The sequence below is a fragment of the Enterobacter sp. V89_11 genome (genome assembly GCF_029967775.1).
Lineage (GTDB): Bacteria > Pseudomonadota > Gammaproteobacteria > Enterobacterales > Enterobacteriaceae > Enterobacter > Enterobacter ludwigii.
The window spans coordinates 1-11,886 of the sequence record NZ_JASCAN010000013.1; the positions used below are offsets into that span (position 1 = coordinate 1).

Sequence of the window (11,886 nt, forward strand, 5' to 3'; positions counted from 1 at the left end):
ACCGACGACCTTCGGGTTATGAGCCCGACGAGCTACCAGGCTGCTCCACCCCGCGCCTGAAACGTGGCAAATTCTACGCGTTTTGGAGAGAATTTGCAAATAATGCTGGGATTTGGTACCGAAGACGGGACGTAAAATCGGCGTTTAGTATATTGATAGTGAACCCCACCTGTCAAGCCAGTTTCCGCCAGGTCAAACAAAGGGAAAATTTTACAAAAAACGCACGAGTCTCTTCCGGTCATCGACAAAAGATGATTAAATGAATACTCACTTATTTTGCATAAACATGCATCGAGAGCGAAAGCGGTCTCTTAATCAGTCAATCAAGCAGGGTTTTATTTTATGACGACGATTCTCAAGCATCTTCCGGTAGGACAACGTATTGGCATCGCTTTTTCAGGCGGCCTGGATACCAGCGCTGCACTGCTGTGGATGCGCCAGAAGGGAGCGGTTCCGTATGCATATACTGCGAACCTGGGTCAGCCGGATGAGGACGATTATGATGCAATCCCTCGTCGCGCTAAAGAGTATGGCGCAGAGAACGCGCGCCTGATTGACTGCCGTAAGCAACTGGTCGCTGAAGGTATTGCTGCTATTCAGTGTGGTGCTTTCCATAATACCACCGGCGGCCTGACCTATTTCAATACCACCCCGCTGGGCCGTGCAGTGACCGGTACCATGCTGGTTGCCGCCATGAAAGAAGATGGCGTAAACATCTGGGGTGATGGCAGTACGTATAAAGGAAACGATATCGAACGTTTCTATCGTTATGGCCTGCTGACCAACGCCGAGCTGCAGATTTATAAACCGTGGCTCGATACCGACTTTATCGACGAGCTGGGCGGCCGTCATGAAATGTCCGAGTTTATGATCGCCTGTGGCTTCGACTATAAGATGTCCGTTGAGAAAGCCTACTCTACCGATTCCAATATGCTGGGTGCGACGCACGAAGCGAAGGACCTGGAATTCCTGAACTCCAGCGTGAAGATCGTTAACCCGATCATGGGCGTGAAGTTCTGGGACGAAAACGTCAAAATCCAGGCGGAAGAAGTTACCGTGCGTTTCGAGCGCGGCCATCCGGTTGCCCTGAACGGCAAGACCTTCTCTGACGATGTGGAACTGATGCTGGAAGCTAACCGTATCGGTGGCCGTCACGGTCTGGGCATGAGCGACCAAATTGAAAACCGTATTATTGAAGCAAAAAGCCGTGGCATCTATGAAGCCCCTGGGATGGCGCTGCTGCACATCGCTTATGAACGTCTCCTGACCGGTATTCACAATGAAGACACCATCGAGCAGTATCACTCTCATGGTCGTCAGCTCGGTAAACTGCTGTACCAGGGCCGTTGGTTCGACCCACAGGCCCTGATGCTGCGTGATGCACTGCAACGTTGGGTGGCAAGCGCGATCACCGGCGAAGTGACGCTGGAGCTGCGTCGCGGGAATGACTACTCGATTCTGAACACCGTGTCCGACAACCTGACTTATAAAGCAGAGCGTCTGACCATGGAGAAAGGTGAATCCGTGTTCTCTCCGGACGATCGTATTGGCCAGCTGACCATGCGTAACCTGGACATCACCGATACCCGTGAGAAGCTGTTCAACTACGTTGAGAATGGCCTGCTCTCCGCAAGCGCCGGTAATGGCCTGCCGCAGGTTGAAAACCTGGAGCACAGCGTTAAGAAGTAAGGCTTACGCAGAAATGCAAAAGGCGCCCAGTGGGCGCTTTTTTACGATCGCTGCAGAACCGGTCCCGCTGGCACGAACGTACCCGCCGACGAAAACGCTCATTCTACAGACGAAATCTACAGACGAAAAAAAAGACGTCTTTCGACGTCTTTCTTCTGGAATATTGGTACCGAGGATGGGACTCGAACCCACAAGCCCGTTAGGGCACTACCACCTCAAGGTAGCGTGTCTACCAATTCCACCACCTCGGTACTGAATACTTAGTGCGGGATATCGCTGGTCGGCTTAGCCGGTGCAGCTGGCTGAGTCTGCTCAGTTTTCGCTGGCGCGCTCAGATTTTCCCACTCGCTTCCTTTGCTGGTCTTGTTGCTGTTGATATTGCCAAGCGCCAGACTGATGATGAAGAACAGCGTAGCCAGAATCGCCGTTGTGCGGGTCATGAAGTTCGCAGAACCACTTGAACCGAACAGCGTACCGGAAGCGCCTGCTCCGAAGGAGGCTCCCATATCAGCGCCTTTACCTTGCTGCAGCATAATCAGCGCTACGAGAGCGATGGCTACAATAAGGAAAATAACTAAAAGAGCTTCGTACATAATCAACCTGTTCCTTGCGGATTTGCCGCATACCAATGCTTCGACCAATTAGCAGGATTTTTGTTTCCCACTGAAGCGGGTGTGAATACTAACCAAAGCGAATGTGCTTCGCAAGGGCAATTTTGACGCATTGTATCAACTGCGGAAAAAAACAGCAAAAAGCCATCAATTGCTCAAAACAAAGGCGGCAACCGCCGCCTTTTTAATCACTTAACGTGAAAAACTATGCAGCTTTTACGGCATCCGCAATACGGTGCGCAAATTCATTCACCTGCGCTTCGTCTTCACCTTCCACCATTACGCGGATCAGCGGTTCGGTTCCAGACTTACGCAGCAGCACACGCCCACGGTTGCCCAGCGCGGCTTCAACGTCAGCCATCACCGCTTTCACATTTTCATTTTCCAGCGGATCGCCTTTACCGGCGGTGAAACGCACATTCACCAGGATCTGCGGGAACATTTTCATGCCGCTGCAGAGATCGTGCAGGCTCATATGGTTGCGCGCCATGGCGGCAACAACCTGCAGCGCAGCGACGATACCGTCTCCGGTGGTGGTTTTATCCAGCAGGATCACGTGGCCTGAGTTTTCAGCCCCGATGCGCCAGCCTTTTTCCTGCAGTTTTTCCAGCACATAGCGGTCGCCCACTTTTGCACGGACAAATGGAATACCCAGCTGTTTCAGCGCCAGTTCCAGACCCATGTTGCTCATCAGCGTGCCTACTGCCCCGCCGCGCAGCTGGCCCTGACGCAGACCTTCACGCGCAATGATATAGAGGATCTGGTCGCCGTCGACCTTATTACCTTCGTGATCGACCATGATCACGCGATCGCCGTCGCCATCCAGTGCGATGCCCAGATCGGCTTTTTCCGCCAGAACGCGTGCCTGCAGAGCACGAACGTCAGTCGCACCCACCTGTTCGTTAATATTCAGGCCATCAGGCTCACAGCCGATGGTAATCACGTTCGCACCCAGTTCGCGGAAAACATTCGGCGCAATGTGATAGGTCGCACCGTTGGCGCAGTCCACCACAATTTTAAGATGGGCCAGGCTCAGTTCGTTCGGGAAAGTACCTTTGCAGAATTCGATGTAACGACCCGCAGCATCGACAATGCGATTCGCTTTACCCAGCTCGGCGGAGTCGACACAGGTGATCTCTTTTTCCATCTCCGCTTCGATCGCCTCTTCCACTTCATCCGGCAGCTTAGTGCCGTCGATGGAGAAGAATTTAATGCCGTTGTCGTAAAACGGGTTATGCGACGCCGAAATCACAATCCCTGCTTCAGCACGGAAAGTACGCGTCAGATATGCCACAGCAGGCGTTGGCATTGGGCCAGTGAAGGAAGCGGAAAGCCCCGCGGCAGCCAGACCGGCCTCCAGCGCTGACTCCAGCATATACCCGGAGATACGGGTATCTTTACCAATGATGATTTTACGGGAGCCATGACGCGCAAGGACTTTACCCGCTGCCCAGCCCAGTTTCAGTACAAAATCAGGGGTGATTGGCGCATCACCCACGCGCCCACGAATACCATCGGTACCAAAATATTTACGATTACTCATAGCGTTTGTTTTCCTTCGCTGCCAGTGTAGCTTCCACTACACGCATGGCTTCTACTGTTTCTTTAACGTCATGGACACGAATAATGTGCGCGCCCTGCATCGCCGCAATTACAGCGCAGGCCAGGCTTCCGCTCAGACGTTCGCTCGGCCCTACATTCAGTAACTGACCAATCATCGACTTTCTCGACATACCAACCAGCAATGGCAGGTCGAAATGATGGAATTCCGATAAGCGCGCAAGCAGCTCATAATTGTGAGAGAGATTTTTACCGAAACCGAACCCCGGGTCGAGCAGCAATTTCTCTTTTGCGATACCCGCACGTTCACAACGTGCAATATGCTCAATAAAGAAGCGATTTACGTCGGCATAAACATCGTCATACTTTGGCGCTTCCTGCATGGTTTTCGGCTGTCCTTGCATGTGCATCAGGCAAACCGGTAGCCCGGTCTCCGCGGCCGCCTCCAGTGCGCCAGGCTCCGTCAGCGAGCGAATATCATTGATGATGTGAGCACCCACTCTCGCGACTTCACGGATCACTTCAGGTTTAGAGGTATCGACGGAGATCCACACCTCGAACCGCTGTGCGATAGCTTCAACCACAGGCACCACGCGCGCCAGTTCTTCTTCCACCGAAACGTCTGCCGCCCCAGGGCGCGTCGATTCCCCGCCCACGTCAATGATGGTGGCGCCCGCGTTAATCATCAAATTTGCGTGTTTCACAGCCTCGATAAGCGTGTTATGCGTGCCGCCGTCAGAGAAGGAGTCAGGCGTGACATTCAGGATACCCATCACATGCGGATGTGAGAGATCGAGATGCGAGTCCTGGGCGAATAGTTTCATGGTCAAATCCCTGGTATCAATATGGTTTTACAGAAAAGAAAAACCCCGGAGCAAGCTCCAGGGTTTGAGGTGCAAACATAGATTTCAACAGCAGTGACTTACTTGTCGCCCAACTGTTCTGACATGGTGTTGCCCGGGTTCGGCGTACGCGGTTCATCAACCGGACGCGGCGCACGCGGTGTGCCATTGTTGTCAGAATTGTTGGAAGCGCCTGGGTCTTCCCAACCCGCTGGCGGACGCACTTCGCGGCGAGCCATCAAGTCGTCAATCTGCGGAGCATCGATGGTCTCATATTTCATGAGCGCATCTTTCATCGAATGCAGAATGTCCAGGTTATCGTTCAGGATCTGACGGGCGCGATTGTAGTTACGCTCGATCAGCAGCTTCACTTCCTGGTCAATGATACGTGCGGTTTCATCGGACATGTGTTTCGCTTTCGCCACGGAGCGGCCCAGGAACACTTCGCCTTCTTCTTCCGCATACAGCAGGGGACCCAGCTTCTCGGAGAAGCCCCATTGGGTCACCATGTTACGCGCCAGGTTGGTCGCGACTTTAATGTCGTTGGACGCACCGGTCGAAACATGTTCCGCACCGTAAATAATCTCTTCTGCCAGACGACCGCCGTAAAGGGTTGAAATCTGACTTTCCAGCTTCTGACGACTGGCGCTGATGGCATCGCCTTCCGGCAGGAAGAACGTCACACCCAGCGCACGACCGCGCGGAATAATCGTCACTTTATGCACCGGATCGTGTTCCGGCACCAGGCGACCGATAATCGCGTGACCGGCTTCGTGGTAAGCCGTGGACTCTTTCTGCGCTTCCGTCATCACCATGGAGCGACGTTCCGCACCCATCATGATTTTGTCTTTCGCTTTCTCGAACTCCACCATCGACACAACGCGTTTGTTACCGCGAGCAGCAAACAGTGCAGCTTCGTTGACCAGGTTTGCCAGGTCAGCACCGGAGAAGCCCGGCGTACCACGCGCGATGATTGCCGCGTCGACATCAGGTGCCAGCGGCACGCGACGCATGTGAACTTTCAGAATCTGTTCACGACCACGTACATCCGGAAGACCAACCACAACCTGACGGTCGAAACGGCCTGGACGCAGCAGCGCAGGGTCAAGAACGTCCGGACGGTTAGTCGCCGCGATAACAATAATACCTTCGTTACCTTCGAAGCCATCCATCTCAACCAGCATCTGGTTCAGCGTCTGTTCACGTTCATCGTGACCACCGCCCAGGCCTGCGCCACGCTGGCGGCCTACGGCGTCGATTTCATCGATGAAGATAATGCACGGTGCTGCCTTCTTGGCCTGCTCGAACATGTCACGCACACGAGATGCACCAACACCCACGAACATTTCAACGAAGTCAGAACCTGAAATAGTAAAGAACGGCACCTTCGCTTCACCCGCGATGGCTTTCGCCAGCAGGGTTTTACCGGTACCCGGAGGCCCCACCATCAGAACGCCTTTCGGGATCTTACCGCCCAGTTTCTGGAAACGGCTCGGCTCGCGCAGGTATTCAACCAGTTCGCCCACTTCTTCTTTTGCTTCGTCGCAACCTGCAACGTCGGCAAATGTGGTCTTGATCTGATCTTCCGTTAGCATACGCGCCTTGCTCTTACCGAACGACATGGCACCTTTGCCACCGCCGCCCTGCATCTGGCGCATAAAGAAGATCCAGACGCCAATAAGAAGCAGCATCGGGAACCAGGAGATGAAGATAGAAGCCAGCAGGCTTGGTTCTTCTGGCGGCTCGCCTACCACCTTGACGTTTTTGGTCAGAAGGTTATCAAGCAGCTTAGGATCGTTCACCGGGATGTAAGTCGTGTAACGGTTACTATCTTTCTTGGTAACGTTGATCTCACGTCCGTTGATACGCGCTTCGCGAACCTGGTCCTGATTGACCTCCTGCAGGAAGGTAGAATAATCCACCTTGCGGCCATTCGACTCGCTGGGCCCAAAGCTCTGGAATACTGACATCAGCACAACGGCAATGACCAGCCAGAGTATTAGGTTTTTCGCCATGTCACTCAAGGGATTAACCTCATATTACAACTGTGTTAAAAACAGCGTCAGGATACTCTATATCCCGTGTCATTCAAACTTTCGTCTGAAAGACGCGGGTTATCATTTTCGCCCGGTCGCTACAATATACACTTCTCGGGAACGGGCCCGGGAAGAGTCCGGCTTACGAACTTTAACCTTCGCAAACAGGGAGCGAATTTCCTTAAGATACTCCTCGAAACCTTCGCCCTGAAACACCTTCACAACAAAACTACCACCAGGCGCTAGTACATCACGACACATTTCTAACGCTAGCTCCACCAAATACATGGCGCGGGGGATATCCACCGCCGGTGTTCCACACATATTTGGTGCCATATCTGACATGACAACCTGGACCTTACTATCACCTACACGCTCAAGTAGCGCTTTCAGCACTAATTCATCACGAAAGTCGCCCTGAAGGAAGTCGACACCGACGATGGGATCCATTGGTAAAAGGTCGCATGCGATGATTCGGCCCGTTCCGCCGATCTGCGTAACCGCATACTGGGACCATCCGCCAGGTGCTGCACCGAGATCGACAACCGTCATTCCCGGCTTAAAAAGTTTGTCACTTTGCTGTATTTCATCAAGTTTAAACCAGGCACGGGAACGCAACCCCTTTTTCTGTGCCTGTTGAACATATTTATCGCTAAAGTGTTCCTGAAGCCAGCGGCTGGAGCTGGCAGAACGCTTTTTACCTGTCATTTAACATTTCCGTCCTGGTTCATCGTTACTTGCCTGTGACGTAAATTTCTACGCAGCTATTTGGCGATATAAGGGAGATGGCGGTAGAATGAACCGTTTTCAATCCCAACGTAAGCAAAAATATACGATGAATCTGAGTACTAAACAAAAACAGCACCTTAAAGGTCTGGCACATCCGCTCAAGCCTGTAGTCATGCTTGGCAACAATGGTTTGACCGAAGGGGTGCTTGCCGAGATTGAACAAGCGCTGGAACACCACGAGCTGATCAAGGTGAAAATCGCCTCTGAAGACCGAGACACTAAAAACCTGATCGTGGAAGCCATCGTGCGTGAAACGGGTGCCTGTAATGTACAGGTCATCGGTAAAACGCTGGTGCTCTATCGCCCATCTAAAGAGCGTAAAATCTCGCTGCCACGCTAAGGATATCCTGAATCGAACACATTTTCTGTGTAAAACGAGGGATTTCTGTCAGCAGGTGAGCAAAATGCCACGCTCCTTGAGTTGATAAAAGGCCGCTATGCGGCCTTTTTCTTTTCTTTACAATGTATCAACATCTTAGTCGAGATGCGAATTACAGGTATTCAACCTTAATAATTTCGTATTCCACTTCGCCACCCGGGGTGCGGATAGTGACAACATCATCCTGCTCTTTGCCAATCAGGCCGCGAGCAATCGGGGAGTTCACCGAAATGAGATTCTGTTTAAAGTCCGCTTCATCATCACCCACGATGCGATAAGTCTGCTCTTCGTCATTGTCCAGGTTCAGCACGGTAACGGTTGAACCAAAAATGACGCGGCCATTGTTAGGCATTTTGGTGATATCGATAACCTGCGCATTGGACAGTTTTGCTTCGATATCTTTAATACGCCCTTCACAGAAGCCCTGCTGCTCACGCGCCGCGTGGTATTCAGCATTCTCTTTCAGGTCGCCATGCTCACGCGCATCCGCGATAGCGGCGATGATTTCAGGGCGACGAACGGATTTCAGAAAATCCAGCTCTTCGCGCAGTTTTTCGGCACCACGTAAGGTCATCGGAATAGCTTGCATTTGTTATACCTCTTAAACATTCCTGTTGGGAGCAGTGTTCCCTGCCCCGGCCCCCATGAGCGGGCCAGAAGCAAAAAGAAAACCGACCCGGGAGCGAAGCCCCAGGTCAGCAACAATTTTCAATTTGATACGCATTTTACCGCGAAGTTCACTATGGGTCATCGTTTACTTTGCAGTGCTATGCACCGTAGTATGACGGTTTGTTTTCGGGTTGTTAGCGCGAGATTATGCGATTTTCCAGATTTATCATCGGATTGACTACCAGTATAGCGTTCAGCGTTCAGGCCGCGAATGTTGATGAGTACATTAATCAGCTACCCGCAGGTGCCAACCTTGCCTTGATGGTGCAGAAGGTCGGGGCGCAGTCGCCAGAGATTGACTATCACAGTCAACAGATGGCGCTGCCTGCCAGTACCCAGAAGGTGATCACCGCACTCGCCGCACTGCTTCAGCTTGGGCCTGACTTCCGTTTTACCACCACGCTCGAGACCAAAGGCAACATCGAGGGTGGCGAACTGAAAGGCGATCTTATCGCCCGTTTCGGGGGAGATCCTACGTTTAAACGCCAGGATATCCGCAACATGGTCGCGTCGCTGAAAAAATCTGGCGTGCAGAAGATTGATGGCAATGTGTTAATCGACACCTCTATTTTTGCCAGCCACGATAAAGCACCAGGATGGCCGTGGAACGACATGACACAATGCTTTAGCGCTCCGCCAGCCGCCGCGATTGTGGATCGTAACTGCTTCTCCATTTCACTTTACAGCGCGCCAAAACCGGATGATTTAGCGTTTATTCGCGTGGCGTCTTACTACCCGGTGACGATGTTCAGCCAGGTTCGTACCCTCGCAAAAGGCTCCCCGGATGCGCAGTATTGCGAGCTGGACGTGGTGCCAGGCGATCTTAACCGCTTCACGCTGACCGGGTGCCTGACACAGCGCGCCGACCCATTGCCGCTGGCCTTTGCGATACAGGATGGCGCAAGCTATGCGGGTGCCATTCTCAAGGATGAACTGAAGCAAGCGGGAATAACCTATTCCGGTACCCTGCTGCGCCAGACGCAGGTCAATCAACCCGGTACGGTGATCGCCAGCAAACAATCTGCGCCGCTGCACGATTTGCTACGGATTATGCTGAAAAAGTCTGACAACATGATTGCTGACACGGTGTTCCGCATGATTGGTCACGCGCGTTTCGGCGTGCCAGGAACCTGGCGTGCGGGTTCCGACGCCGTACGTCAGATCCTGCGCCAACAGGCGGGGATCGATCTTGGCAACACCATTGCCGTCGATGGCTCTGGGTTATCGCGGCATAATTTGATCTCCCCGGCAACGATGATGCAAGTACTTCAGTACATTGCACAACATGACACTGAGCTAAACTTTATTTCGATGCTGCCACTTGCCGGGCATGACGGTTCACTTCAGTACCGTGCCGGCCTTCATGCGGCCGGGGTGGATGGAAAAGTTTCAGCCAAGACAGGTTCACTGCAGGGGGTTTATAACCTTGCAGGCTTCATCACTACCGCCAGCGGGCAACGCATGGCATTCGTGCAGTATCTTTCCGGCTATGCCGTCGAACCGACCGACCAGCGTAATCGTCGTATTCCACTGGTTCGCTTCGAAAGCAGGCTTTATAAGGACATCTACCAGAATAACTAGCGATGAAACTACTCATAGTTGAAGACGATCTGTTATTGCAGGAAGGGCTGGCTCTGGCGCTGGCCAATGAAGGATATGCCCTCGACTGCGCCGCCACGGCGGCTGAGGCGGATGCCCTGATCCAGAGCGGCGAATACAGTCTGGTGATCCTCGATTTAGGCTTACCGGATAAAGACGGCGCTACGCAGTTAAGCCAGTGGCGCCGCCGGGGTATCGCCAATCCGGTATTGATCCTGACAGCACGGGATGCCATTGAAGATCGTATCAACGGCCTCGATTCTGGCGCTGATGATTACCTGGTGAAACCGTTTGCCCTTGCGGAGCTTCAGGCGCGGGTAAGGGCGTTGATTCGTCGTTATCAGGGACACAGCGATAACTTACTGACCGACGGCGATATTACGCTGAATCTGCAAACCCAGCAGGTGCTGTGCCAGTCCCTGCCGGTTGAAGTAACCCCTAAAGAGTTTGCGCTGCTGACGCGCCTGATTATGCGCAGCGGACAAACGGTACACCGCGAAACCCTGCAGCAGGATATTTATTCCTGGCAGGACGATCCCGGCTCAAATACCCTCGAAGTGCATATTCACAATCTGCGTCGCAAACTGGGTAAAGACCGGATTAAAACTGTCCGAGGCGTAGGCTACCGTCTGGAGAGCCAGAAATGAACAGCATGCGTCGGCGATTAATGGTTCTGCTGGCGGTCATTCTGTTATTTTTCCAGCTGATAAGCGTGATCTGGCTCTGGCATGAAAGCCGTGAACAGATTGGTTTTCTGGTCAACGAAACGCTCTCGGCGAAATCGCGCAATAATCATGTCGAGAAAGAGATCCGTGAAGCGATTGCCTCGCTGCTGGTCCCCTCTCTGGTGATGGTCGGTTTTACGCTGTGCTTCTCATTCTGGGCGGTCACCTGGATAACCCGGCCGCTGAATCAACTGCGCGTCAGCCTGGCGAACCGCTCGGCGGATAACTTAACCCCACTCCCTGTCTATTCCGACATGGAAGAAATTGGTGCCGTCACAACCTCGCTCAACCAGCTCCTCGCCCGTTTGGATCACACCATTCAACAGGAACGTCTCTTCACCGCGGACGCCGCTCACGAGCTGCGAACGCCGCTTGCGGGGATCAGACTGCATCTGGAACTGATGGCGCAGTCCGGCTCTCCACAGGCCACGACGTTAATTACCCGTATCGATCAGCTGATGCACACGGTTGAGCAACTGCTGATGTTGTCCCGTGCCGGACAGGCGATGGCGAGCGGTCACTATGAAACCGTCAACTGGACAGACGATATCATCATGCCGCTCGGTCTTGGACATGAAGCCAAAGAGCATACAGTGATATGGCCGGACAAAAGTCCGCTCACGGTGCAGGGTGATGCGGTACTTCTGCGTTTGATGCTGCGCAATCTGCTTGAGAACGCCGGGCGCTACAGTCCGTCAGGCACAACGATTCGCGTGACTCTGGCCGACGTTGACGGGGGGACACAGGTCAGCGTTCTCGATCAGGGGCCGGGGATATATGAAGCGCACCGCCAGTCGATTACTGAACCGTTCCGTCGTCTTGACCAGCGCTACGGTGGCAGCGGCCTGGGGCTGAGTATTGTGCAACGTATCGTGCAGCTCCACCACGGCAAGCTGACGCTGGAGAATGGTGCTGAGGGCGGCTTAATCGCCAGCTGCTGGTTGCCGTCCAGCCTGCAATAAAAAAGCCCCCTTCCGGGGGCTTTAA

General features: G+C 53.2%; 11 protein-coding genes and 1 tRNA gene. 5 read left to right on the forward strand and 7 right to left on the reverse strand.

Features of this window, described 5'->3' with window-relative positions; translation table 11 throughout:
• Window positions 1-342: 342 nt before the first annotated feature.
• Complete coding sequence (gene argG, locus QLG09_RS11445) at window positions 343-1,689, forward strand: argininosuccinate synthase (protein ID WP_020883538.1); 1,347 nt, start codon at window positions 343-345, stop codon at window positions 1,687-1,689.
• A gap of 164 nt (window positions 1,690-1,853) precedes the next feature.
• Here argG and QLG09_RS11450 read toward each other — a convergent pair.
• The 6 genes from QLG09_RS11450 to rlmE all read right to left on the reverse strand — a co-directional run bounded on the left by QLG09_RS11450 (window position 1,854) and on the right by rlmE (window position 7,446).
• Window positions 1,854-1,940: transfer RNA gene (locus QLG09_RS11450), tRNA-Leu, on the reverse strand.
• A gap of 9 nt (window positions 1,941-1,949) precedes the next feature.
• Complete coding sequence (secG, locus tag QLG09_RS11455) at window positions 1,950-2,282, reverse strand: preprotein translocase subunit SecG (RefSeq protein ID WP_020883537.1); 333 nt, start codon at window positions 2,280-2,282, stop codon at window positions 1,950-1,952.
• A 223-nt stretch (window positions 2,283-2,505) separates the two neighbouring features.
• Window positions 2,506-3,843 carry a phosphoglucosamine mutase gene (gene glmM / locus QLG09_RS11460; RefSeq protein ID WP_014171789.1) on the reverse strand — a complete coding sequence of 446 codons (1,338 nt, stop codon included), beginning with the start codon at window positions 3,841-3,843 and terminating at the stop codon, window positions 2,506-2,508.
• Window positions 3,836-4,684 (reverse strand): dihydropteroate synthase, encoded by an 849-nt coding sequence (gene folP / locus QLG09_RS11465; protein ID WP_020883535.1) that lies wholly within the window; start codon window positions 4,682-4,684, stop codon window positions 3,836-3,838. Before folP ends, glmM begins: the two co-directional genes overlap by 8 nt.
• A gap of 98 nt (window positions 4,685-4,782) precedes the next feature.
• Entirely contained in the window at window positions 4,783-6,717 is a 1,935-nt protein-coding gene (gene ftsH / locus QLG09_RS11470) for an ATP-dependent zinc metalloprotease FtsH (RefSeq protein ID WP_025202925.1), read from the reverse strand.
• 102 nt (window positions 6,718-6,819) lie between these two features.
• Window positions 6,820-7,446, reverse strand: a complete 627-nt coding sequence (gene rlmE, locus QLG09_RS11475) for a 23S rRNA (uridine(2552)-2'-O)-methyltransferase RlmE (protein WP_014171792.1) — start codon at window positions 7,444-7,446, stop codon at window positions 6,820-6,822.
• Window positions 7,447-7,573: 127 nt separating this feature from the next.
• Between rlmE and yhbY the strand changes: the two genes are divergently transcribed.
• The gene (gene yhbY / locus QLG09_RS11480; RefSeq protein ID WP_003861814.1) at window positions 7,574-7,867 is read left to right on the forward strand and encodes a ribosome assembly RNA-binding protein YhbY; all 294 of its coding nucleotides are present in this window, start codon (window positions 7,574-7,576) and stop codon (window positions 7,865-7,867) included.
• Between the two features lie 151 nt (window positions 7,868-8,018).
• Here the strand turns inward: yhbY and greA are convergent, their stop codons facing one another.
• Window positions 8,019-8,495: a transcription elongation factor GreA gene (greA, locus tag QLG09_RS11485; protein ID WP_014171793.1), complete on the reverse strand. Its 477-nt coding sequence runs from the start codon at window positions 8,493-8,495 to the stop codon at window positions 8,019-8,021.
• 227 nt (window positions 8,496-8,722) lie between these two features.
• Here greA and dacB point away from each other — a divergent pair, with 227 nt between their 5' ends.
• Genes dacB through pmrB form a run of 3 tightly spaced genes read left to right on the forward strand, consistent with a single transcriptional unit; the run spans window position 8,723 to window position 11,861 of the window.
• Complete coding sequence (gene dacB / locus QLG09_RS11490) at window positions 8,723-10,156, forward strand: serine-type D-Ala-D-Ala carboxypeptidase (RefSeq protein WP_025202924.1); 1,434 nt, start codon at window positions 8,723-8,725, stop codon at window positions 10,154-10,156.
• A 2-nt stretch (window positions 10,157-10,158) separates the two neighbouring features.
• The gene (pmrA, locus tag QLG09_RS11495) at window positions 10,159-10,821 is read left to right on the forward strand and encodes a two-component system response regulator PmrA (protein WP_014171795.1); all 663 of its coding nucleotides are present in this window, start codon (window positions 10,159-10,161) and stop codon (window positions 10,819-10,821) included.
• The gene (gene pmrB / locus QLG09_RS11500; RefSeq protein WP_049021910.1) at window positions 10,818-11,861 is read left to right on the forward strand and encodes a two-component system sensor histidine kinase PmrB; all 1,044 of its coding nucleotides are present in this window, start codon (window positions 10,818-10,820) and stop codon (window positions 11,859-11,861) included. Before pmrA ends, pmrB begins: the two co-directional genes overlap by 4 nt.
• Window positions 11,862-11,886 lie beyond the last annotated feature (25 nt).